This is a genomic window from Rhodococcus indonesiensis, assembly GCF_047782815.1.
GTDB classification, from domain to species: Bacteria; Actinomycetota; Actinomycetes; order Mycobacteriales; family Mycobacteriaceae; genus Rhodococcus; species Rhodococcus indonesiensis.
In genome coordinates, this window is record NZ_CP180630.1 from 1,767,670 (window position 1) to 1,790,893 (window position 23,224).

The 23,224-nt window shown below is 71.1% G+C and carries 21 protein-coding genes; 11 read left to right on the forward strand and 10 right to left on the reverse strand.

All coding sequences use genetic code 11. The features are described from left to right. The first annotated feature begins 96 nt into the window (after positions 1 to 96). Positions 97 to 1,149 carry a zinc-dependent alcohol dehydrogenase family protein gene (locus ACM26Y_RS08340; RefSeq protein WP_416063163.1) on the forward strand — a complete coding sequence of 351 codons (1,053 nt, stop codon included), beginning with the start codon at positions 97 to 99 and terminating at the stop codon, positions 1,147 to 1,149. After that, positions 1,149 to 1,781, forward strand: coding sequence for a hypothetical protein (locus ACM26Y_RS08345; protein WP_003936225.1), 633 nt, complete (start codon positions 1,149 to 1,151; stop codon positions 1,779 to 1,781). Before ACM26Y_RS08340 ends, ACM26Y_RS08345 begins: the two co-directional genes overlap by 1 nt. A gap of 9 nt (positions 1,782 to 1,790) precedes the next feature. On the opposite strand, the gene ACM26Y_RS08350 is transcribed toward ACM26Y_RS08345, so the two are convergent. After that, the gene (locus ACM26Y_RS08350) at positions 1,791 to 2,930 is read right to left on the reverse strand and encodes a patatin-like phospholipase family protein (protein ID WP_416063638.1); all 1,140 of its coding nucleotides are present in this window, start codon (positions 2,928 to 2,930) and stop codon (positions 1,791 to 1,793) included. A 168-nt stretch (positions 2,931 to 3,098) separates the two neighbouring features. On the opposite strand from ACM26Y_RS08350, the gene ACM26Y_RS08355 reads away from it, so the two are divergent. Next, complete coding sequence (locus ACM26Y_RS08355) at positions 3,099 to 3,767, forward strand: HAD family hydrolase (protein ID WP_416063164.1); 669 nt, start codon at positions 3,099 to 3,101, stop codon at positions 3,765 to 3,767. 21 nt (positions 3,768 to 3,788) lie between these two features. On the opposite strand, the gene ACM26Y_RS08360 is transcribed toward ACM26Y_RS08355, so the two are convergent. Then, entirely contained in the window at positions 3,789 to 4,763 is a 975-nt protein-coding gene (locus tag ACM26Y_RS08360) for a hypothetical protein (RefSeq protein WP_416063165.1), read from the reverse strand. A 76-nt stretch (positions 4,764 to 4,839) separates the two neighbouring features. After that, a complete protein-coding gene (locus ACM26Y_RS08365; RefSeq protein WP_416063166.1) occupies positions 4,840 to 6,375 on the reverse strand; it encodes a hypothetical protein in 1,536 nt (511 codons plus the stop codon). A 114-nt stretch (positions 6,376 to 6,489) separates the two neighbouring features. Here ACM26Y_RS08365 and ACM26Y_RS08370 point away from each other — a divergent pair, with 114 nt between their 5' ends. Together ACM26Y_RS08370 and ACM26Y_RS08375 are read left to right on the forward strand one after the other, a co-directional pair. Continuing rightward, on the forward strand, positions 6,490 to 7,347 hold the full coding sequence (locus ACM26Y_RS08370) for a ParA family protein (RefSeq protein ID WP_003936231.1): 858 nt from the start codon (positions 6,490 to 6,492) through the stop codon (positions 7,345 to 7,347). After that, complete coding sequence (locus ACM26Y_RS08375) at positions 7,344 to 7,829, forward strand: hypothetical protein (protein WP_416063167.1); 486 nt, start codon at positions 7,344 to 7,346, stop codon at positions 7,827 to 7,829. The genes ACM26Y_RS08370 and ACM26Y_RS08375 overlap by 4 nt, the downstream gene beginning before the upstream one ends. Before the next feature lie 27 nt (positions 7,830 to 7,856). Here the strand turns inward: ACM26Y_RS08375 and ACM26Y_RS08380 are convergent, their stop codons facing one another. Then, positions 7,857 to 8,015: a hypothetical protein gene (locus ACM26Y_RS08380; protein WP_003936233.1), complete on the reverse strand. Its 159-nt coding sequence runs from the start codon at positions 8,013 to 8,015 to the stop codon at positions 7,857 to 7,859. A gap of 204 nt (positions 8,016 to 8,219) precedes the next feature. Here ACM26Y_RS08380 and ACM26Y_RS08385 point away from each other — a divergent pair, with 204 nt between their 5' ends. The 3 genes from ACM26Y_RS08385 (at position 8,220) to ACM26Y_RS08395 (ending at position 11,194) form a co-directional block, all read left to right on the forward strand. Beyond that, on the forward strand, positions 8,220 to 8,960 hold the full coding sequence (locus ACM26Y_RS08385; protein ID WP_416063168.1) for a DUF429 domain-containing protein: 741 nt from the start codon (positions 8,220 to 8,222) through the stop codon (positions 8,958 to 8,960). Between the two features lie 55 nt (positions 8,961 to 9,015). Then, positions 9,016 to 9,933 (forward strand): pseudouridine-5'-phosphate glycosidase, encoded by a 918-nt coding sequence (locus tag ACM26Y_RS08390; protein WP_416063169.1) that lies wholly within the window; start codon positions 9,016 to 9,018, stop codon positions 9,931 to 9,933. Between the two features lie 91 nt (positions 9,934 to 10,024). Then, a complete protein-coding gene (locus ACM26Y_RS08395; RefSeq protein WP_414706348.1) occupies positions 10,025 to 11,194 on the forward strand; it encodes an IS30 family transposase in 1,170 nt (389 codons plus the stop codon). A 42-nt stretch (positions 11,195 to 11,236) separates the two neighbouring features. Here ACM26Y_RS08395 and ACM26Y_RS08400 read toward each other — a convergent pair whose 3' ends face one another. Then, the gene (locus ACM26Y_RS08400) at positions 11,237 to 11,653 is read right to left on the reverse strand and encodes a CoA-binding protein (RefSeq protein ID WP_416063170.1); all 417 of its coding nucleotides are present in this window, start codon (positions 11,651 to 11,653) and stop codon (positions 11,237 to 11,239) included. A gap of 201 nt (positions 11,654 to 11,854) precedes the next feature. Between ACM26Y_RS08400 and ACM26Y_RS08405 the strand changes: the two genes are divergently transcribed. The 3 genes from ACM26Y_RS08405 (at position 11,855) to ACM26Y_RS08415 (ending at position 14,693) form a co-directional block, all read left to right on the forward strand. After that, the gene (locus ACM26Y_RS08405; RefSeq protein ID WP_416063171.1) at positions 11,855 to 12,646 is read left to right on the forward strand and encodes a hypothetical protein; all 792 of its coding nucleotides are present in this window, start codon (positions 11,855 to 11,857) and stop codon (positions 12,644 to 12,646) included. 132 nt (positions 12,647 to 12,778) lie between these two features. Then, positions 12,779 to 13,699, forward strand: a complete 921-nt coding sequence (locus ACM26Y_RS08410) for a phosphodiesterase (protein WP_416063172.1) — start codon at positions 12,779 to 12,781, stop codon at positions 13,697 to 13,699. 52 nt (positions 13,700 to 13,751) lie between these two features. Beyond that, entirely contained in the window at positions 13,752 to 14,693 is a 942-nt protein-coding gene (locus ACM26Y_RS08415) for a DUF1254 domain-containing protein (RefSeq protein WP_416063173.1), read from the forward strand. Between the two features lie 71 nt (positions 14,694 to 14,764). Here the strand turns inward: ACM26Y_RS08415 and ACM26Y_RS08420 are convergent, their stop codons facing one another. The 5 genes from ACM26Y_RS08420 to ACM26Y_RS08440 all read right to left on the reverse strand — a co-directional run bounded on the left by ACM26Y_RS08420 (position 14,765) and on the right by ACM26Y_RS08440 (position 23,172). Then, on the reverse strand, positions 14,765 to 16,255 hold the full coding sequence (locus ACM26Y_RS08420; protein WP_416063174.1) for a stealth family protein: 1,491 nt from the start codon (positions 16,253 to 16,255) through the stop codon (positions 14,765 to 14,767). Positions 16,256 to 16,626: 371 nt separating this feature from the next. Then, positions 16,627 to 17,778, reverse strand: a complete 1,152-nt coding sequence (locus ACM26Y_RS08425) for a DUF3322 domain-containing protein (protein ID WP_416063175.1) — start codon at positions 17,776 to 17,778, stop codon at positions 16,627 to 16,629. Then, a complete protein-coding gene (locus tag ACM26Y_RS08430; protein WP_416063176.1) occupies positions 17,775 to 21,074 on the reverse strand; it encodes an ATP-binding protein in 3,300 nt (1,099 codons plus the stop codon). Before ACM26Y_RS08430 ends, ACM26Y_RS08425 begins: the two co-directional genes overlap by 4 nt. Beyond that, positions 21,071 to 21,664 carry a DUF4194 domain-containing protein gene (locus ACM26Y_RS08435; protein WP_003936243.1) on the reverse strand — a complete coding sequence of 198 codons (594 nt, stop codon included), beginning with the start codon at positions 21,662 to 21,664 and terminating at the stop codon, positions 21,071 to 21,073. Before ACM26Y_RS08435 ends, ACM26Y_RS08430 begins: the two co-directional genes overlap by 4 nt. Beyond that, positions 21,661 to 23,172, reverse strand: a complete 1,512-nt coding sequence (locus ACM26Y_RS08440; RefSeq protein WP_416063177.1) for a DUF3375 domain-containing protein — start codon at positions 23,170 to 23,172, stop codon at positions 21,661 to 21,663. The genes ACM26Y_RS08435 and ACM26Y_RS08440 overlap by 4 nt, the downstream gene beginning before the upstream one ends. Positions 23,173 to 23,224 lie beyond the last annotated feature (52 nt).

A 23,224-nucleotide genomic window follows, 5' to 3' on the forward strand; every position in this document is an offset into this window, starting at 1 on the left:
GTCAAGCGCCAAGTAGGGCCCAATGGCCGTTTCCTGACGGCGCCACGGGTGGGACGCTGAAACCGGCACCCACCGATCGGCGAAAGGGCCGAACCAATGAAGGCACTGGTGTTCCACGGTCCGGGCAAGCGCTCCTGGGAGGACGTCCCCGACCCCCGAATCACGGACCCCACCGACGCGATCGTCCGCGTCGACGCGGTCACCATCTGCGGCACCGACCTGCACATCCTCGGCGGCGACGTCCCCGAGGTCACCGACGGGCGCATCCTCGGGCACGAGGCCGTCGGCACCGTCGTCGAGGTCGGGCCGAGCGTGCAGAACCTCGCACCCGGCGACAGGGTGCTCGTCTCGTGCATCACCTCGTGCGGCCGCTGCCGCTTCTGCCGCGAGGGCCGCTACGGGCAGTGCCTCGGCGGCGGTGGCTGGATCCTCGGCCACCTCATCGACGGCACCCAGGCCGAACTCGTGCGAGTTCCGTTCGCCGACAACTCCACCCACCGCGTGCCCGAGGGGGTGAGCGACGAGCAGATGCTCATGCTCGCCGACATCCTGCCCACCTCCTACGAGGTCGGCGTGCTCAACGGATGCGTGCGTCCCGCCGACGTCGTCGTCATCGTCGGTGCCGGCCCGATCGGCCTCGCCGCGATCCTCGCCACCCGACTGCTGAGCCCGAGCCACGTCGTCGCGGTCGACCTCGCCGACAGCCGGCTCGAGGCGGCCCGCGAACTCGGCGCCGACCTGGCTCTCAACCCCGGCCGCGACGACGTCGCCGCCGTCGTCCGCGACCTCACGGACGGTCTCGGCGCCGACGTCACCATGGAGGCCGTCGGCGTCCCGGCGACGTTCGAGCAGGCCGTCGAGCTGGTGCGGCCGGGCGGCCACGTCGCCAACATCGGCGTCCACGGAGCGCCGGCCACGCTGCACCTCGAGAGCATCTGGATCAAGGACCTCACCATCACCACCGGGCTCGTCGACACGCATTCGACCCCGACGCTGATCGGTCTGGTCCGCAGCGGCAAGCTCGACACCTCGCCGATGATCACCCACCGGTTCACCCTCGACGAGTTCGAGGAGGCCTACGACGTGTTCGGCCGGGCCGCCGAGACCGGTGCACTCAAGGTGCTGCTGACGGCGAATCCGGGAGACTGATGGGGCGGCTGCGCTCGCTGTCCGATTCGGTGGGCGGTGCTCTGCTCATCGCGTTCCACCTGCTCACCACCCGGCCCTTGCGGCGGTGGCGCACCACCTGGGGCGCCACCGCCGAGGAGCTGGCCGCGCAGTACCCGGGCGACGACCTGGTCCCCGCACCGGACTGGGGCTTCACCCGCGCCGTCACGGTCGACGCGCCGCCGGAGCGGGTGTGGCCGTGGATCGTGCAGATCGGCCAGGGCCGCGGCGGCTTCTACAGCTACGAGGGCCTCGAGAACCTCATCGGCTGCCGCATCACGAACGCGACCGAGATCGTCCCGGACCTGCAGCATCTCGCCGTCGGCGACCCGATCCGTCAGCACCCGAAGGCCCCGCCGCTCACCGTCGCGCTGCTCGAACCGGACCGCGCACTCGTCCTGCACGGCGCGACGGAACAGACCGGCGACGCGTTCCTGTGGTCGTTCCACCTGCATCCGGGTCCGGACGGCGGCACCCGCCTGGTCGAACACGGCCGGGGACGCCACGGTCCGTCGCGCGGGAGCCGGCTCGCGTTCGGCCCGACGCTGATGGAACCGATCACATTCGTCATGGGGCGGAAGATGCTGCGCACCATCGCATACCTGGCCTGGTGAGCCCCGCAGTTATTCGTGCGGTGCCGCGAGGCCGAGTTCGGCTGCGGCGGAAGTGAAGTCCGGGTCGAAGAGCAGAAAGCTCAGCAGGTCGCCGTGGTCCTCGCGGGTTCCTCCCACGAGTCGGCCCAGCACCGACAGCCAGGGATGGCGCAGACCGCCCACCCCCGCCCCCTTCTCGCGGTAGATGTCGTAGGCGAGCCGGCCGAGGTCGTAGGCCTGCTTGAGCGACGGACCCGCGAACCGCACCCCGATCTCCCGATCCGAGGTCACCTCCGCGCTGTCCACGCCGGCTGCGCGGATGCGCATCAGCCGGTCGTTGCGGACCTCGAGCTGGTGCAGGTCTTCGATCATGCGGTCCGAGAGGACGGCGCGCAGGACCAGTGCGGCGGCACCGAACACGTCAGGCGGCTCGTCGTCGCCGGGCGCGACTTCGGCGGCAGGTCTTTCGATCCAGTGCCGCGGCTGGGTCGCGACGACTCCGAGGGTGTCCGCTCCGAGGGCGAGAGCCGGCTTCAATGGCGTGTTGAGCTGCAGACCGCCGTCGACGTACCAGCCCGCCCACGCCGCCGGTTCGGTGACCCGGACGGGCCGGAACAGCACCGGCACCGCCGCCGAGGCCAACACGTGCTCGACGGACAGCTCCGTCTCGACGTAGCTGATGTTGCGATGTTCGTCGTAGTCGGGCAGCGGCACCGACGGGTGCTTCTCGACGAAGACCACGGTGCCGCGGGTGGCGACGGAGGTGGCCGTCACCGCGACCGCCCCGACGGCCCCGCTGCGGATGTTGGCGTGCAGGTCCTCCCAGCAGATGAGAGACGACAGCAGGTCGTGCATGCGTTCGGTGTCGAGAAGGCTCGGCAGCGTGACGTCCAGGCCGGCGGCCTGACCGAGGTAACGCAGGCCGGTGCCGACGAGCGTGCCGACGGGCCCGAAGACGTCGTCCAGTCCCACCGTCGACCACAGGCTCACGATCTTGTGGGTGGCGGACTTGTACCCGTCCCCGGCGAAGGCGGCCAGTCCGACGACGTTCAGCGCGCCGGCGCTGGTTCCCACCAGAATCGGCGGGCGCTCGGACCTCGGCAGGTGCGGCAGCAGCGACGCGATCGCCCCGGCCTCGTACGCCCCCCGGGCGCCCGCTCCGGACACCACCAGCCCTACGGTTTCGCTCACGGTCGTCCCCCTCACGACGAGCACGTGCAGATATCGGAGAACGATACGCGCCGGTACTGCGCCCGAGGCGTGATCCGTCGGGGCCGGCTGTCGATCGCCTGCGTGTCGGTGTCCTGCCGCCGGGCGGGGGTGGCCGAGACTGGGCCTGTGTCCGACAACGATGGTGTGGAAGCGGTGGTGTTCGACCTGGACGGGGTGCTGATCGACTCCGAACCGCTGTGGGAACAGGTGCGCCGGCAGGTCGTGGCCGAGTACGGGGGTCGCTGGGCCGACGACACGCAGAGCCGGTTGATGGGCATGAGCACCCCGGAGTGGGCGAGGTATCTCAGCGAGGGTCTCGGTGTCGATCTGCCGCCCGACGACGTGGCGGCACTGGTCATCGAGCGCATGGGCGCCGGCTACGCCGACCGGCTGCCGCTGATCCCCGGTGCGGTCGAGGCGGTGCGCGCGATGGCGGCGCGGTGGCCGCTCGGCCTGGCCAGCTCGTCCCCGCAGGCCCTGATCGAGGCCGTGCTCGACGCCGCAGCGCTGGGGGACGTGTTCACCGTGGCGCTGTCCACCGAAGGGGTGGCGCGGGGGAAGCCGGCCCCCGACATCTACCTGACCGTCGCCGAGCGACTCGGGACGAACCCGGCCCGGTGTGCGGCGGTGGAGGATTCCAGCAACGGGCTGCGGTCGGCGGCGGCGGCCGGCATGCGGGTGATCGCGATTCCCCATCCCCGGTACCCACCCGACCCGGATGCGCTCGCCCTCGCCGGGCTGGTGCTGCCCGGCCTGGACGGTCTCACCCCGGCCGCGGTGGCAGCGATGAGGTGAGGTGCGGAGCCGGTCGCACCGCTATGCCGGCGGACCCGGCGCAATGCCGACCGGCTGACCCGAAACACGTTCGGGAATAACGGAAGTGGTATTCGGGACCGCGCAGGGCGCGAACCGCGAGGCCCGGAACAGGTTGTCGGTGACGCACTCTCCGTCGACACCGCCGGGGACGGAACCGGCGACGAGACCACGGACCTCCCGATACAGCGCGGTGGTGTGTTCGACGGCGAGCTGCACCGCGAGCTGGTGATACGTCGTGCCGGGATACCCGGGGACCGGCTCACGACCGCGCAGCGTGCCCGGATCGTCCTTGTTCAGGGTCAGGTGACACTCCTCGAACGGGGCAGGCGGGGCGGGCGGGCCCTCGCTCGGCGGGACGGACGACCCGGCCGGAGGTGGACCGCTCGGGCAGCCGTCGAGACCGTTCGCCGGGGTCAGCTCGAAGAACCCGGTGTGCAGGCCGGCCGGAAGGGCGGCGGGATCGCACGTCGGGAAGAGCGGGGCGAGCCCCGGCGCCCGGTTCGCGGCGACGGCCAGCTCGGCCCAGTTCGAATGAGAGTAGAAGTCGGCGAGGGCGTGGGTCAGACCGCCGAAGGCGTTGCGGGCGCCGAAGCCGTTCGCGGTGGTGCGGAAGTCCGGCGGCCCGGCGGGTTGCGCGCCGGCGATCACGGCGGGCACGAAGAAGTTCCACGCGTCCCGGGCACGGTCGCAGACGTCCGCCGGCCGCGCGGCGTTGTCGAAGTGCCGGAAGGCGTCGCCCTGGAACAGGTCGCTGCCTTCGTTGCCGGTGCCGGTGAGGAGACTTCCGGTGATCTCGGTGAGCGCCGGCTCGTCGACGCCCCCGTCGGCGGTGGCCGGGGGCAGCGCTGCACGCAGGATGCTCCCGTGGATGTCGGGCGCGAAGGCCAGGGCGTTCGGCGGCATCGACACGGACAGGAGTGCGGCGGCGGCAACCGTCACGATCGCCGACAGACCAGGGCGGGGAAGCAGTGTCATGGGTACTCCGCGATCTTTGGTGGTGGCCTCCTCCGAATATCCCCCCCCGGCGGCGATCGTCGCCGGGAATTCGGGATCATCGCAGTGCCTGCCCGGCCGGCACCCCGAACGGCCGCACGAGCACGGCACCCCAGTCCCGCCACGGCGGACAGGGTGGGGGAGGTCGGCCGTTCAGGAAGCGGATGGTCGCGTCCTCGAAGGCCGCCGACTTGGGCAGGTACGGGTGGGCGACGCGGGCGGGACACTCGTTGCGCTCGACGTCGAGCTCCCGACCGTCCGGCATCAGCGGCAGATCGGTGGCCGAGGGCAGGCTCGAGGCCCGCACCGCCCCGGGAAGCGGCCGAGCGAGGACGGATTCCGCGGCTCCCGCCGTGCCGAGCAGTTCCCGCGCGGCCGGAGTTTCCGGGTCGAAGTGGAACCGGACGAGGTCGGTGGCCGGTGCGGCGAGGCGCAGCAGGTCGGCGAAGACGCGGCCGGGCTGGTTCACGCCGGGCGGCGGGTAGCCGGTCGGGGTGCTCGGAAACGGGCCGACGAGCAGCAGGGCGTCGACCTCGACCCGCCCGGTGGCGACGGCCTCCCACACCACCCACACCGCGTGCGAATGCGCGGCCACCACCAGCGGACGAGGCAGCCCGGACGCCTGCTCGACGAACAGATCGACCTGTTCCTGGAACGGCCGCTGGGTATCGCTCGGCCCGTAGGGGGCGCCCGTGCGGATCGGGCACGTCGCGTCGCGCTGCGGCTGCCCGTCGCCCGGCCCGGCGTAGGAGAAGTAGTACACCTGCTCGCATGTGTAGCCGAGGCGGTGAATGTCTGTCGCGTGGATCGCGCCCCGGCCCGACGCCGAATTGATCCCCGACAGGATCAGCAGTGAACCCGGCTGCGGCGGGCCGGGTTCTGGCTCCTCGTACCCGCGGGTCGCGACGAACACGATCGATGCGGCGACCAGCGCCGCGACGAACGCGCTCAGGGCCGCCCCGGGCCGGCGCATCGCCGGGCGGTGCATCGCCCGGATCGCCAGGCCGGTCGCGACGGCCGAGACCGGGACGAGCGGCACCGTCAGGGCAGGGATCCGTTCGGCCACCGCGCCCAGCGCCAGGACCACCGCGCAGTACGGCACCAGCACCTCGACGCGCAGTCCCCGCCGCCAGGTCAGCGCGAGCGCTACCCGCAGCCGTACGGTGCCCTGCCACGGAACCGGACCGAGCGTCAGCACCAGTATCCCGACCAGTGCGACGGCCGGCCAGAACAGCCGGGAGTACAGGACGGCGTAGGCGGTGGCGTCGGCGAACGCCGCCAGCAGCACCGGGCCGAACGTGACCGTGTAGAACAGGGCCGCGAACCGCAGGCGGCGGGCATCGAGACCGCCCAGCAGCCACGCCATGAGCGCGACCCGCGCTGCGGCCACCGCGGCGAACAACACCAGGAACACTGGCCACGACGGCGCCCGCGACAGCAGGAACCGCAGGTCGGCGAACTGATCCAGCGGGGGCAGCGCCACCAGGTGGATCAGCCCCGGCCACGTCGGGACCGCATTCGTCGCCGCGAGCAGCACGACGAGCGCCGCCGCGGCCGCGAGCGGCCACCAGCGCCGCCACCGTCCCTCGCGCACGCGGCCTCCCGTCGCCGACTGCCTCGAATCTAGGGGGTGCGCGGGTGCCCGGCGCCGGATTCGTCCCGGTCCCGGTGTACTTTGCTGAGCGAACGAGTAGCGAGGGGGTGTGGTGTGGCGCGGGTGATCGCGACGATCAATCTGAAGGGCGGCGTCGGCAAGACCACGACGACGGCGGCCCTGGCGGAGTTCATGTCCGCCGAGTTCGGGCAGCGGGTGCTGCTGATCGACCTGGACCCGCAGACCAACCTCACGACGATGATGATCGGGGAGGAGCGCTGGCAGGAGCTGAACCAGCTCGACCGCACCCTCGCCACGCTGTTCCGCGGCGCCGTCGACCCCGACGCCCCCGTCTTCGACATCGAGAAGGCCCTCCAGCGGAACGTCTCACCCGTGCGCGCCGTGAAGAACGTCGACCTGCTCGCCTCGTCGCTGGATCTGATGGACATCCAGGAGGGACTGAGTCACCAGCAGTACGCCGACCCGAAGTCCACCCGGCCCCTCGAGGTGCTGCTGCACGCGATCACCCCGATCGCCGACCGGTACGATTACATCCTTGTCGACTGCCCGCCCAACCTCGGCATGCTCACCCAGAACGGCCTGCGGCTCGCGAACGGCTACCTCGTCCCCACCATCCCGGACATCCTGTCGACCTACGGCATTCCCCAGCTGCAGACCCGGGTCCGGGCGTTCGCCGACCGGACGGGGCACCCCATCCGCGAGATCGGGCTCGTCATCACCAAGTACCGCAGTGCGTCGAACCTGCACCGCAGCATCATCGAACAGCTGCAGCGCGACGAGCGGATCGCGAACGTCGTGCCGGCGTGGATCCCCGAAGCCAACCAGATCGCGCAGTCCGCGGAGTTCGTCCCGTACGGCACCCTCAAACGCAAGTACGGCAACTCCGGGCAGTTCGACGCCCTGCGCATGCTGACCGAGGACGTCCTGATGAACGCACAGGTGCTGCTGTGACCGGCCCCGTCGACCGCGACGCGGCCCGCCTGCGCCTGCAGATCGGGGAGGCGAGCGCCGCACTGCTGCGACTGCAGGACTCGAGCCCCGCCGCCGCGACCGCCCTGGTGCGGCTGGTGCAGGTGATCGCCGACGAGGCCGCCCGCACCCCGCGGTTCGCGCATGCTCTCGCCTCGGCGCTCGCCGCGACGGGAGAGACGCCGACGCCCGCGGCCCCGGCACCGCGGAAGGTCCCCGCCGCGCGGCGCGGCAAACGCGCCCCGGGGCCCTTCGATCCGTTCGCCGCGTTCCGCGACGGCGGCGAGACCGGCCTGCGCGAGAAGCTCGCGCCCCTCGACGTCGAGCAGCTCAAGGACATCGTCGCCGAGCACGCGATGGACTACGACCGCCTCGCCATGCGCTGGCGCACGCCGAAGAAGTTGCAGGACAGGATCGTCGAACGGGTCAAGGCGCTCACGACGAAGGGCGACGCCTTCCGCTGACGCAACCGGGCGGGGGAGCGGTCCCGGTCAGGGTGTCCGGGTCCGTCGATCGACTTCCTTCTCGACGGCGAGGGCCAGGTCGTGAACGACCCGGGAGTGCCATTGCTTGTGCGCCGCGAGGTCCGCGGCGAGCGCATGGCAGTCCGGGCATTCCTGGGCGGCACTGTTCTGCTGGGTGTGCTCCATGATGTTGCACCTCCTGGAAGAGATATCCGCCTCCACCGTGGCACGGATGCGGGACGTAGTCCACGGCTGTCTGCCCGCCGGACGATGTGCCGGAGCTTGCACCCCTTGTGGCGTGCTTGCACCCGTTAGGGCGGGACGGAGGGGATGTAAGGTGCGCAGTACGGGTGCAAGCTCCGGGGACGGGCTACGGATACCGTGACGTTCGTGAAGACGGTAGGGGTCGACCTCGCGGCCGAGCCGGCGAAGACGGCGGTCGCCACCCTCGCGTGGGAGCACGGCACCGCGACGGTGCAGGAGTTGCGGCTCGGCGCGACCGACCCGGAGATCGTGGCCGCGATCGCCGCGGCGGACCGCAGCGGGATCGACGCGCCCTTCGGCTGGCCGGACGCGTTCGTCGAGTTCGTCGGCGCGCACCACCGCCTCGAGTACTCGCGCGAACGCGCCCTGAGCAGTCGGCCCGGACGGCTGCCGCTGGTGCGACGATCGACCGACCGCGTCGTGCATGCCCGGACCGGGATCGTCCCGCTGAGCGTGTCCGCGGATCTCATCGCCCACGTGGCGCTCCGGTGCGCCGGCCTGCTCGCGGAACTCGACGCCGGGGGAGTGGATGTCGACCGCGTCGACGGCGCGGTCGTCGAGGCGTATCCCGCTGCGGCGCTGCAGATCTGGGGGCTGCCGTTCAAGGGGTACAAGAGTGCGAAGAACCGCGAGGTGCGGGCCGCCTCGGTGGTCGCGCTGGAAGAGGCCCTGCCGGGACTGACGCTCGGCGGCTTCCGGGACCTGTGCGTCGACTCCGACGACGCGTTCGATGCGGTCGTCGCCGGCCTCGTCGCCCGAGCGGCAGCCCGCCGCAGAACCGCCCGGCCCGATGCGGCGCAGCACGCCGTCGCGGTGCGGGAGGGCTGGATTCACCTGCCGGTGTGCGGACTCGGCGAACTGCTCTGAGACGACCGGCCCCGCGGCGGCGCGCCGGTACGCTGCAGGCGACGAGAGGAGCCGCATGGACCCGGTGATCCGGATATCCGACGAGGTGCGCGACGCCGTCGCGACCCGCCGGCCGGTGGTGGCCCTGGAATCGACGATCTTCACCCACGGCCTGCCGCGCCCGCGCAACCTCGAGGTGGCGCTCGAGGCGGAGGCGCGATTGCGGAACGCGGACGTCGTCCCCGCCACCATCGGTGTGCTCCGCGGTGTACCCACGGTCGGACTGTCCATCGACGAGATCACCGAACTCGCGACGGCACAGACCGTGACGAAACTGAGTGTCCGCGACCTGCCGATCGCCGTCGCACGACGACTGTCCGGCGGCACCACCGTCGCCGCGACGGCCCTGCTCGCGCACCGCGCCGGAGTCGAGATCTTCGCGACGGGCGGGCTGGGCGGCGTGCACCGCGGCGCACAGAGCACCTTCGACGAATCCGCCGACCTGGTCGCCCTGTCCACCGTCCCGATCCTCGTCGTCAGCGCCGGCGTCAAGTCCATCCTCGACATCCCGGCCACGCTCGAACGGCTCGAAACCCTCAGCATCCCCGTCGTCGGCTACCGCACCCGAACCTTCCCCGGCTTCTACATCCGCGACAGCGGCTGCCCCCTCGAGCATTCCGTGGACTCGCCGGCCGAAGTCGCCGACCTGGTCCGCGCCCGGGACGCGTTGGGGTTGAAAGCCGGCATCCTGCTTGCCAATCCGGTCTCGGAGGACGCTCAGCTCGACCCCGGCCTGCACGCGCGGGTGCTGCACGAGGCCGAGGAGCGTGCCGCGGCGGCCGGAGTCGCCGGCAAGGACACCACGCCGTTCCTGCTCGACCACTTCCACCACGCCACCGGCGGCCGCAGCCTCGATGTCAACGTCGAGGTGTACCGCGGCAACGTCGCGCTCGGCGGTGCCGTCGCGACGGCGCTCGCCGGCAGTTCGCCCTGACCACCGCCGCACCGGTGCGTCTTTTGGGCGGCCAGGGCAGGGCGGATTCAACCGGTCGTTGCAACATCCCTGATGATGGAGGGTGTTGCAGATGGTGTGGATCGGTCGACCCCCGGCCCCGGAGCACGCACGGCTGAGGTTCTGGCAATGCCGTAGCGAGGGTGCCTCGACGACGGAGGCGGCGTGCGCCGCGGCCGTGTCGTCCTCGACGGCGCAGCGGTGGATCGTGGCGTCCGGTGGGGTTCGTCCCCGCCGGACGCCGCCCCCGTCGGGGCGGTATCTGACGCTCGAGGAGCGCGAGACGATCTCCGAGCTGCTCCAGGCCGGCACGAAGCAGTACGAGATCGCCCGGGCGCTGGGCCGGTCCGCGTCCACGATCAGCCGAGAGATCACCCGCGGGACGAACAAGCGCGGCTACTACATCGCCTCGACCGCCCACCGAGCTGCCCAGCAGCGCGCCACCCGCCCGAAAACGGCGAAGCTGGCCACCTGCGACCGGCTGCGCGGATTCGTGCGGCAGCGGCTCGAACGGAACCACTCGCCGGAGCAGATCTCCCACTCCCTGATCCGCGAGTTCCCCGACGATGCGGAGATGCGCGTGTCGCACGAAACGATCTACCTCTCGCTCTACATCCAGTCCCGCGGCGCACTCAAACGAGAGCTGACACAACATCTTCGAACGAAACGAACGCTGCGCGCGAGCAGACGCCGACCGGACGAACGGCGCGGCCGGATCCCCGAGATGGTGCACATCTCGCAGCGTCCCGCCGAAGCCGACGATCGAGCCGTGCCCGGACACTGGGAAGGCGACTTGATCATGGGCGCGGGCAACCGGTCGGCGATCGGCACCCTCGTCGAACGCACCACCCGGTTCGTGATGTTGCTGCACCTGCCCGACGGGTACTCGGCCGAGCAGGTCAATACCGCGCTGGCCGCCAAGATCCGGGAACTGCCCGACGCCCTGGCCCGGTCCATCACCTGGGACCAGGGCGCCGAGATGAAGCGACATGCCCAGTTCACCGTGGACACCGGCGTCCAGATCTACTTCTGCGACCCGCACTCACCGTGGCAGCGCGGCTCCAACGAGAACACCAACGGTCTGCTCCGGCAGTATTTCCCCAAGGGCACCGACCTGTCCCTCCACACCGTCGAGGACCTGCGGTTCGTTGCCGACGAGATGAACGACCGCCCCCGCAAGACGCTCCACTGGCATACTCCAGCCGAGCGCCTCGACGAGATGCTCGTTGCGACGACCGCATGAATCCGCCCAGCCCAAAGGATGCACCGCACCTTCGGGCGGCGGTCAGCCGCGCCGATTGTTCCACTCGATCGCCGGGCACGTGTCCATCACCATCGCCACCCCGGCCTCGGTGGTGCGCGCGAACGCGTCCTCGTCGATCACCCCGAGCTGGAACCATACGGCCTTCGCACCGACTGCGACGGCCTGGTCGGCGAACTCGCCCGCCGACTCCGACCGGCGGAACACATCGACCACCTCCACCGGGAACGGCACGTCCGCGAGTGTCGCGTAGCCCTGCTCGCCGAGCACCGTCGGCGCCTTCGGATGGATGGGGACGATCCGTTTGCCGCGTTCCTGGAGCAGCCGCGCGATCCGGTACGCGGTGCGGTCCGGGTTGCCGGAGAGCCCGACGACCGCCCAGGTGTCGCAGTCGTCGAGCATCAGGTTCACGGCCTTCGGGTCCTGCCACGAGGTGCTCATGTCGGCAAAATTACTCTTCGCCGGTGCGGCGCGAGGGTCGCCGCGGCACCCGGCTCGACCCACCGGGGGCCGACGCGTCCCGAGGCCGCCGAACCCGTACACGTACTGTGGGTGCAGAAACCCGAGTCGTGCCGCGTGGACCCGTCGCAACACAGCTCACCGACGCGCGCGGGGCGCAGGCACAGAAATGGACGCAGTCGAGTGCACGACACTGCCGGTCGAGGGATACAAGCCTTCATTTCCGAGGTCATCCAGCGCGGGGGGCGCGCCGAGCGGCTCGAGGACCTGCCGCGCAACCCGGTCCAGGTGTGGGGCGTCGACGGGGACAGCTGCATCGTGCGTGTCCGTACCAAGATCGACGGGGACTGGCAGGCGCGACGGCAGGACGCCCTGCCCGACACCGACGACACCGGCTCGCAGTTCTGGGTGTTCGTCGACCTGGGCAGCGACCCGGCCGAGTACTTCGTGCTGCCCTCCGACGAGGTCGCGGCGGGCATCGCCGCCGAGGTCGACCTGTGGATGGCCGACGCCCCCGGCCGGACGCTCACCGGCAGCCATGCCGTCCCCCTCAGCAGCGTCGCCCACGGCAAGGACCGCTGGGACCTGCTCGGCCTGACACCCGCCAAGGACACCACCCGCTACACCGACGACGACGCGGCCGAGGCCGAGCAGGAGCGACGCGCCCGCAACCGCGCACGCAAGGCGAGCGCCGGCAAGGCACGCGAGTCGGCCGAACCCGAGGTCGTCGAGGACCTGCGGCTGCCGGTGGTCGCCGACCGGGACGGATACCGCGTCAAGGGACGGTTCGACCCGGTCACCCGCGCGCTCGAGATCACCGCCGGCCCGATGGAAGGGCGGCGGTTTCCCGACCCGACGACCGCCGCGATCGCCATCGCCAGCTACCTCAGCGGCGACACCGAGGCCTGCGACGGCGACACGTTCTGGCGCCTCGACCAGCCCGAATCGACGCCGCTGGGGCTGCACCTCGCCTGACGGCACCCGACGTTCGCGTCCCGTTCGCCGACGCGTCGACTCCGGGGTGTCCGAGGGCAACCTCGACCCGTTCGACTATCGTCATACTCGACGTGTGCCCCTGAGCACGTCGGCGAACGGAAGCGAGACATCATGGGCAGCCCTCGTGGGGCCGAGCGAATAGCCGAATACCCGAGGCCGTCGCACACCCTGCTGCACATCACCGACACCCACCTCGTCGGCGGCGACGAACTGCTCTACGGCACGGTCGACGCCGACGCCCGGGTGCAGCAGATCCTCGCCGACATCCGCGCCTCCGGGGTGCAGCCCGACGCGCTCGTGTTCACCGGCGACCTCGCCGACCGCGGCCAGCCCGACGCCTATTCGAAGCTGCGCGGCCTCGTCGAGCCCGTCGCGGAGGCGCTCGGCGCGCAGATCGTGTGGGCTATGGGCAACCACGACGACCGCGCCGCCTTCCGGGAGCTGTTGCTCGACCAGGCGCCGTCCACCGGGCCCGTCGACCGCGTCTACCGCATCAACGGCCTGCGCATCATCACCCTCGACACCTCGGTGCCCGGCTTCCATCACGGCGAGGTCTCGCCGGAACAGCTGAGGTGGCTGGCGCGAGAACTCGAGACGTCGGCGCCCTTCGGCACCATCCTCGCCATGCACCACCCGCCGGTGCCCAGTGTGTTCGACCAGGCCGTGCTCGTCGAACTACGCGACCAGGCCGGCCTCGCCGAGGTGCTGCGCGACACCGACGTGCGCACCATCCTCGCCGGGCACCTGCACTACACCACGACCGCGACCTTCGCGGGCATCCCCGTCTCGGTGGCCTCGTCGACCTGCTACACCCAGGACCTCAACGTTCCGGCCGGGTGCCAGCGCGGTCACGACGGCGCCCAGGGCTTCAACCTCGTGCACGTCTACCCGGACACCATCGTGCACTCGGTGGTCCCGACCGGCAGCTACGCCACCGCCGGCCGGCCGCACACCGCGGAGGACACCGCGCAGCGGCTCGCCGAGGCCGGGATCCGCATCCCGGAGAACCCCGACGTCACCGTCCGCGTCTAGGAGACGGACGAATCGGACAGCGCGCGGGGTGTGCGTCGTCTAGGCTCCGCGCATGACATCGATCCCGGTGAATGTCGACAACTTCGTTCGCGCAGAGACCGACCGGATGTTCCTCGATCTCCAGCGGGACGCTGGGGGCGTCAACACGCTGAGCCACAACCGGGAGCCCGCCGCCGTCGAGCACCAGACGGTGATCCGGATGAACCGCGATACCCTCTACAGCTTCGCGGTTGTGGACGTCTCCCAGGGCGCGACCCTCACCATCCCCGAGAGCGGTCGCCGGTACGTGTCGGCGATGGTCGTCGACCAGGACCACCACGTCGACCGGATCCTCCACGAGCCGGGAGAGCACCGGCTCACCGCCGACGAGTTCCCGACCCCCTACGTCGGGATCGCGGTGCGGATCCTCGTCGATCCCTCCGATCCGGACGACGTGCAGGCCGTGGCCGCGCTCCAGGACCGATTCCGTCTCGACGCCGTCTCGTCGACGCCGTTCACGGCGCCCGACTACGACCGGGCGAGCCTCGACGCGACGCGGGACGCGCTGCTGGCGCTGGCACGGGGGCTGACCGGCTTCGACAGGATGTTCGGTGCCCGGGGTGAGGTCGATCCGGTCCGGCACCTGATCGGCACCGCCGCGGGCTGGGGTGGCCTGCCGACCACGGAGGCCGCCTACATCGGCGTCGATCCGGGACTGCCGGTCGGCGAGTACGAGCTGACCGTCCGCGATGTGCCCGTCGATGGATTCTGGTCCGTCTCCGTCTACAACGCGCAGGGCTTCTTCGAGCCGAACGACCAGAATACCTACAGCGTCAACAACATCACGGGTGTGCCCGACGCGGACGGCTCGATCACCGTCCGGTTCGGCGATGCGTCCGGCGCCAACTGCCTGCCCATCACCGAGGGGTGGAACTACCTCGTCCGCCTGTACCGTCCGCGCCCGGAAGTCCTCGACGGAAGCTGGACCTTTCCCACCTTGTCGAACGGGCGGTGACCGGATGCGCGTTCCGGCCGGGCCGCCCCGCGGGAAGCGGGACGGCCCGGCAGGGTGCTACGCCGTGCGGGTCAGGACCGTCCCGGGTAGTCCGTCTCCCACGGTGCCGGGATCGGGTAGTACCGCTCCAGGAATTGAGTGACCTTGGCTGTGCGCAGCTCGAGGTCCACCTCGGGCACGCTGCCGTCGTTGAGGCAGAAGAAGTCCATCTTCCGCCCCGCCAGCAGCGTGTCCAGCTCGCGCAGCCCCGCCTTCATCGTCGTGTCGACGTACCGCATGCGGGCCGTCGTCTGCTGCACCGCCCGACCGGTCATCAACGCGTAGTAGTGGTAGAAGGAGTTGGTCACCGAGATGTTCTCCGCGGCCCGGAACGTGCTCGCCGCCGTCGCCGCGAACTCGTCCGCGAACTCCCGCTCCATCTCCGCCATGACGCTCTTGCGCAGCGGCACCGGCGTGTGTTCGAGATGCCGGGTGATCGTCACCCCGAACCGCTCCTCGAGCAGCCGGCGATTGACCCGGGCGGCGTTCTCGAAACCAGTGCGCCTCTTGTGGTTACGGCCCAATCCGATGCGGGTGTCCGCCTCGATGAACTTCGTGACCCCACCGGCGGAGAAGAACATCTGCGGGTCCACCGGGCGGCCGAAGAACATGTCGTCGTTCGAGTACAGGAAGTGCTCGGACAGACCCGGGATGTGGTGCAACTGGCACTCGACGGCCTGCGAATTGTGCGTGGGCAGCACCGACGGGTCGGCGAAGAACTCCTCGCTGCGCACGAACGTGACCTGCCCGTCGTCGGCCAGCCAGTCCGGTCGGTCCGAGTCGGTCGCGACGAAGATCCGCCGGATCCACGGTGCATACATATGTACGGAGCGCAGCGCGTACTTGAGCTCGTTGATCTGCCGGTAGCGGGCGGGGGAGTCGTCGCCCTCGCCGACCACGTAGTTCGCCATGCGCTTGGCGCGCTCGGCCTGCCACTTCTTGCACGAGCCGTCGACCCACGAGAACACCAGGTCGATCTCGAACGGGACGTCCGACGGGTGCGTCGCGAACATCCCCTCGATCGTCGGCCACGTCTGCCGGTACCGCTCCACGGTGCCGCGCGTGACCTCCTCACGCAGCACGCTGCGGCGGGTCAGGGCGTTCTCCCTGGGGAGGACGATCTCGTCGTCGGCGTGCGACCACAGCTCGATCTGCACCCCGTTGGACGCCCCGTACCGCAGCCCGCTGGAGAGCTCGACGCGCGGCCGGAACAGCCGGAAGATCCGTGCCTTGGAACTGTGGGAAAGGCGGCCGTCGGCGACGAGCACCGGACGGTGCCGTTTCGCACCGACGGTCTTGGAGTAGAACGGCTCCTCCGCGCACGCCGCAACCAGGGCGGCGCGTAGCTGTTTGCGGTCGGCCCAGTTCACCGCCAGCACCGGGCGCGCACCGTCGCCGCGGACCAGCAGAAAGTCGATGCCGGCATCGTCGAGGACCCGGCGCACGAACTGCAGGTCCTCGAGCATCGCCTGATGCGGCGTGGTGGTCGAGATGGGAATCGCGTAGCGGTCCCGGAACCACACGATGTGCGGGTGGCCGTGCAGCCGGGGCCGCTCGGACGCGAGCGGGGGAGCATCTCCGACGCTGTGGGGCAGGGAGACGAGATGAACGGTGTGGGGGGCCGGCGTGTGCGTCGGATGCTCCTTTCCTGTGAAGGGATTTCCCGGGCGAGAACTCGGGAATGAGAAGATTGATTCTAGTGGCCGATGCGACTGAAGGTGCAACTGAAGACTGCAGGGGAGAACCTGTAGCCGGGGAGGCGGCGCTTTGTCGGCTTTGTGTCGATTCGATGCTGCGGACGTGATCGTTGCGTGACGACCCGCGGACCGAATGTCACAGCGGGTCGATTGGATCGCATGACTGTGACATTCGGTCGCCGTCTGGCCGCCGTTGGTCAGGGTTGTGCCTCGGACATTCGTGCAAGCTGTTCGACAACGTACGGCCACGGGATTCGCTCCTGCTCGAGTCGCAGCCCTCCGGCGCGCACGGCGTCGAGGGCGTCGCGTTCCGGTCCGGTCAGGTGCGCGGGCACGTGCGGGGCGGGGGACGCCTCGGGCACGGCGAGTCCGCGCCACCGCTCGACGGTGCCGCGGTCCATGAGCAGGCTGCGCACGTGCGGGAGACGGCCGCGGAGCCGGTCGAGGATCGCGAAGCCGTGCGTGTCCAGGTCGCCCCAGTACACGACGTCGGAGGCAGCGAGCCACGGCACGTCCGCGAGTTCGTGTACCGCGTAGCCGCCGCCGTGCACGGCCACCGTCGCCGGCAGCTGCGGCAGCGCGTGCAGGCCCTCCTTGTTCTCCAGGATCAGGGTGCGGGCCGGTGTCACCGGCAGTGCCGCCAGCTCGTCGAGCGACGTCGCGAAGATCCGGGGCGCCGCCGCCAGCAGCGTCCGGTCGCACACGGCCACCTCGCACATCCGCGGCAGCGACCGCACCCCCAGGTCGCGGTCGCCGCGCACCCCCTCGAGTAGCGTCTCGACGAGGGCGCGGTGCCGCGACACCCATTTGGTGTCGACGCCGGGCACCGGCAGCTGGCGGATGAAAAGCCCCGACGACGGATGCTCGGCCAGCCACCGCACGGCCGCGACGAGCCGCCCGAAGTCCGGCTCGTCCAGCTCCAGCCAGCGAGTGTGCGTCGCGGCGATCGCGCTCGAGAGCGTCGCCGTGCCGGGGCCGAGTCCGTCGAGCAGATGCGCCTGTCGTGCGGTGAGGGTGCGCCACTCGGCTGCGCGTGCGGCCGCGGCGGCGACCTCGGTCGCGCCCGAAAGCACCAGGCGCACCGGCACTTCCTGCGTGCCGAAGCTCGGCCAGCGTCGCGTCTCCCACTCGACCCGGCCGCCGCCCCGGTAACCGTGCCAGGCCCGCACCCACGCCACGACGGCGTCGGGATCCTGCGCGACCCGCCGTTCGGACGGTGGATGCAGCGCAATCGTCAGCGAATCCGATTCGGCCGCAGCGGGATCGGTGATCCATCGGGCGCGGCGGCTGCGGTACGCGGCCTGGGCCTTGCCGGCGACCGCGGACGGCGGCACGCACAGTGCGCTCACGTGCCGTCCTCGCGGATCGGCAGCAGGGCGATCTGCGAGTAGCGCTTGTCGCGGATGCTCACCGCGGCCACGCCGTCGATGTAGTCGTCGAGGGTCTGCAGCAGCTTGAGCGGGGTGGCGAGCACCATGTGGAACCCGAACTGGGTGAACACGTCCAGTGCCCGCCTGGTGTACGCGGGGTCGGCGCGGTCGAACGCCTCGTCGAGGATCACTGTGCCGTAGCGCGGCAACTCCTCGCCGGCGGCGGCCAGCTGATAGCGCAGCGCGGCCGCGAGGCAGAAGAACACCAGCTTCTGCGCCTGCCCACCCGACAGGCCGGAGCTCGAGTCGTGATAGTTGGCGTCGCGGCCCTCCGGGTCGACCTCCACCCCGATGAATCCGACGTGCAGGCGGGTGTCGAGCACGAGGCGCTTCCACCGCAGGTCGGCGGGCTCGCCGGAGTCGAGCCGTTCGAGCACCGCCGCCATCTGGTCGAACCGCCGCTCCGCCGCGGCCCGGTCCTCCTCCTTCCACGCGCCGCTCGTGATCTGCAGCAGCTCCGCCAGGAACTCCGACGCGGCGGGAGAGCGCCGGTCCTTCACATCGATGCGCAGGATCCGGTCGGTGTCGAACGGCGAGCGGCGCAGCGATTCGTTCACCGGCTCGATGCGCGAGCGGATCTCGCCCGGCGCCTTGCGGATCGCGCGCGCCAGCTCCCCGATGTTGCGGTGCGACTGTTCGCGCAGCAGCCGGAAGAACTCGTCCTCGTAGGCGGGCAGGCCGTCGCTGCGCAGCCGGACGAGCACTGCGAGGGCGTCGTCGACGTACTCGGCCTCGGACCGCATCTCGGCGCGCCGCGCCTCCCACTCGGCGAGGTAGCCGGTGAGGATCGCGGTGATGCGGCGCTCGGCGTCCGCGGTGTCGCGCTGAGCGGCCCGCGTCTCCTCGTTGATCGCGCGACCCACCGTGCTCAGGGCCCGGTCGATGTTGTCGACGGTGACGCGGCGGACCGCCGCGGCGAACCGGGCCCGGATGCGCGCGGCGATCGGCTCGGGCACCGCCGTGCCGGCGTGCGCCTGTGCCTCGTCGAGCCGCGCCTGCACCCGGGTCAGCTCGTCCCGGTGCTGTTCGAGCTTGGCGAGCGCCGCGGTGTGCGCCTGCCGGGCGGCGCGTTCCTCGCTCTCGGCGCGAGCCAGATCCGCGGTGAGCGTGGCGTATTCGGTGTTGCCCTGCATCCACTCGCGCAGCCGCTCCTCGATCGCGTCTACCGCGTTCCCCGCGGCCGCGACGTCGACGTCGGCCCACGCGGACTCGCGGATCACCGCGGCGGCCTGCCGGCGCTGCTGGATCGCGGACTCGGCCCGTTCGAGCGCCTCCTGCCGCCGCTGCAGCGCGTCGACGTCGGTCTCGGCGTCGCCGATGCGCCGGCGCAGGTCGGCGAGCTTGGCCTCGTTGTCGAAGCCGAGGACCCAGCGGCTGCGGTCGTCGATGCGCCGACGGTCGTCCTTCTCGTGCCGGTCGCCGCCGTGCTTGACCTGCCCGGCCCGGGTGACGCCGCGCGGGACGCGGCGCAGGTCGTCGGCGATGTCGACGCACGCGTAGTCGAAGCGGTCCGCCAGGTGGTGGTGCAGCCACGCGGCGAGCGGGCCGGTGCGCACCTCGAGCTTGCGGACGAGCGAGCCGTCGCCCGTCGTGGGTGCGTCCGGCGCGCCGACGCCGGTACGGACCCGCCGGTACACGAGGCGCGCACCGAGATGGTGGGTGTCGACGGCGGCGGCCACCCGCTGATACAGCTCGTCGGGCACCAGCAGGGTGCGCCCGAATCCGCCCAGGACCCGTTCGATCGGGCCCGTCCACTCGGCGTGCTCGGCGCGCACCGCGATCAGCTCGCCCGCGAAGTGCAGGGCGTCCTCCCCGAGCCCGGCCGCCGAGCACACCAGTTCCCGGGCGCGCAGCAGGTCGGGATCGAGGTTCGAGCGGCGCCGAGCCAGGACCTCCCGGTCGGCGATCAGCGCGCGGATCGTCTTCCGGTTTTCGGCGAGCGCACCGGCCACCTCGTACAGTTCGGCCCTGCGCGTGTCGGCGGTCGCGTCGAGCTCGCGCAGTTCCCGCTCGAGCTGGGCCTGCAGATGCGCGAAGTCGTCCGCGGTGGCCGGTGCTTCTGCCTCCCAGTAGGCGAGGGCGACGTCGAACCGTCTGCGCTGCTGGATGATTCGTTCGAGTGCGGTCTCGGCGGTCTCCTTGTGCACGCGGAGGGTCGCGAGCCGGCCGTCGCCGGCACTCTCGGCGCGCACCCGCAGATCGAGGGTGCGTTCGCCGGCGCGGTCGGCCTCGTCGGCGGTCTTGCCCGCGGCGGCCTGGAGCAAACCGGTCTGTGCCCGCGTCTCGTCCAGCCGGTCGCTGAGCAGGTCCACCGTCATCCGGGCGTGCACCGCGTCGAGGTGATCGGTCTCGTCCTGCAGGTCGCGCTGGGCCTGCAGGCCGGTGCGACGGGCGTCGGCCAGTGCGACGAGCGGCTCGAGCGTCTCGACCTGACGTCGGGCGTCGACGACGACGCGGTGCGCCTCGCGCAGCTCGCGGAACTGGGTGGTGGCCCGCTCGGCCATCGCGAACGTGGGCGGCTCGTCGAGCATGTAGTCGCGCAGCAGCTGGTCGAGGCTGTTCAGGCTCTTCGCGGACAGCGTGCGGTGCAGCAGCCGCTGCGCGGCCTCCGACGAGATGCCGAGCTTGGACCGGAACGCGCGGGCGAACGGCGCGTAGCTCGGGTTCACGACCGCATCGGGCCAGCGTTTGCGGATGCCCCGGGTGTCGATGCCCCGCGCGACGAACGGTTCGAGGGCGGTCAGCTCCTCGTCGGTGTCGAGGATCAGGTGCAGGTGCGAGATCTCGTTGTTGGCGTTGGCGCCCCGGCGCAGGTGCATGAGCTTGACCAGGGTCACCGGGGCCGTCCCGTCGGCGGCGTCGTACATCAGTGCGACCGCGCTCCACGTGGCGCCGGTGCGCAGATACGAGGCGGTGAGCGCGTCGGTGTCGGCGTCGGCCTCGCGCCGCCACGCGCCGCGCATGTAGCTGACGAAGTTACGGCCCGACCCGGCCGCCGACTCCTGCGCGGCCGCGTTGAACCGCACGCTGCCGCCCGGCATGAGCACCGTCGAGATCGCATCGATGAGCGTCGACTTGCCCGAGCCGGACGCCCCGGTGATGAGAAAACCCTTGCGGGCCACGGGAATGTCGTGATGCCCGTGCAAGGTGCCCCAGTTGACCACCTGCACCCGCGCGAGCCGGAACTGGCCGGGGTGGACGGGTGCGGCGCTCACGGCGCGTCCTCCTCGACGATGCGCCGAAACTCGGCCTCGACGGCGGCGACCTGATCGGCATCGAACAACTGCCGCAACACCGGCGAGACCTCCATCCGGCCCTCCGTGGACGTGGACGCCAGCAGCGTGTACTTCTTCAGTTTCTCCCACGACGCGTTGACCCGTTTGCGGAAGCCGGCCGGGTCGGTGCTCGTCGCCGCGCGGTACATCTCCAGCTGCCCGGCCACCTCGTCGAAGTCGACGATCACCCGCTCGCCCGGCTGGGCGCGCAGCAGTCGGTGCCGCAGCGCCAGCAGCATCACGGTGTCCATGAACGTGAGCCGCTCGGTGCGCAGCACCGTCGGGGCCTTGTGGTCGCCCGTGTCGGCGGGGCGGGTGAACGCGAGCTGATCGTCCTCGTCGACGACGAGGTCGAGGAACACGTCCGCGAGCCGGGACCGCAGCACCCGCTCGTCGCGGATCACCGTCCGCCACACCTCCGGGTGCTTGTCGGCCGTGACGAGCGGTCCCTTGAGCAGCTGCACCAGCGCGCGGCGGGTGTCGAGATCGAGTTCGCCGGTGTCGCCCGTGCGTGTGGTCGATTCGGTCATGACGCGTCCTCGGTGATGCGGGCGGTGAACTCGCTGTCGGTCGGGTCGAACAGGTGCCGGCCCACCGTCGCCACGCGGGTCGCGCCCGACGGGGACGTCCACGCGATCTCCTCTGTGCCGTCGACGCGGTGACCGTGCTTCGCGGCGAGCACCAGCAGACCCACCGCGCTGGCCAGTCCCTGCGTGGCGGGATGATCGCGCAAGACGTCGCCGATCGTGGCGCTGCCGCGGGAACGCAGCGTGGCGGCGACGTTGCCGGCCAGCTCGTCCATGTCGATTTCCGATTCGCGGACGATGCGGCGCAGCTCCGCGAGATCCACCTCGCCGACCGGCTGCGTCACTACCGGCTCGGCCACCAGGTCGTCGGCCGGGTTGTGCAGGCGCAGCGCCGCCACCGAATCGATGCTCATGCCGACCCGCACCAGCTCGAGGTCCAGCAGGTCGTACGGTTTGCGGCGCTGCGCCACCTGCAGGGCCTGCTGCTGGGCCGAGCGCAACAGCCGCTGCAGACGCCGGTGCTCCTCGTAGTGGCGGGACTGCACGAAGTGGCGCAGCGAACGCGACAGCGACGTCATCGTCGCGTGCACCTCGCCGCCGGCGTCCTCCATCTCGGTGAGCAGGGTGCGGAAGCGTCGTCGCTGTTCGGTGGTGAGCTGCTGCGCGAACGGGCGTTGCAGCACCGCCTCGATCCAGTCGTCGAGCTGCGACGACCGCTCCGGGTCGATGATCATGTCGTAGAAGCCGGCGAAGCTGCGGCCGGCGTCGGAGCTGCCGATCAGATCGACCCCGCGGAACACCTCGCCGAGAGTGTCGCCACGGTCGCCCTCGTCGTCGAGGATCCGCGCCCGCAGCTCCCGGTTGAGCGCCTCCAACTCGGCGCGCACCCGCGCGAAGTCACCCGGGATCTCCCCGGCCAGGGCCAGGATCTCCGCGGACCGTTCCACCGCGCGGTTCCCGTCGAGTACGGGAAAGTCACCGGATTCGACGGCGGCGATCTGCCGGTCCAACTCGTCGCGCTCGGCCCGCAACGCCGCCAGGCGGCTCTCGCTGCGCGGGTCCGAGTCCCGCGCCAGTGCCTGGAGCTGGCTCGACAGGGTGGTCAGCCGCGACTCGGTGACCGAGCTGGTGGCCGTCGTCAGGCCCTCGACGAACGTGAGCGCGGCGAACGTCGCCTCCGTCGGCTCGAGGGTTTCCTCGCGGGCGTCGGCGCTCGCGCGGCGCAGCAGGTAACCCGCGCGCACCCAGTCCGCGCAATAGGCCTGACCGGTGCGCGGCAGCTCGAATCCCTCGTCGCGTAGTTCCTGCAGGTCGGCGTCGAGGCGGGCGAACAGCTCCGGGGCCGGCAGCCGTCGCGTGCCGCGATCGAAGTGCCGGCCCAGCAGTGCCAGCACCGCGGCCGCATTGTCCGACCGCAGCAGCGCCCACGCCGGGTGCTCCTGACGCAGACGCGTCAGGCGGTGCAGGTCGGCGGTGGACACGACGCTCCCTCCGGTGTCGGGTTCGACCATGCTGACACACCGGGGCGACACCGTCGCGGGCATGGTCTGCCGAACGCGCGTG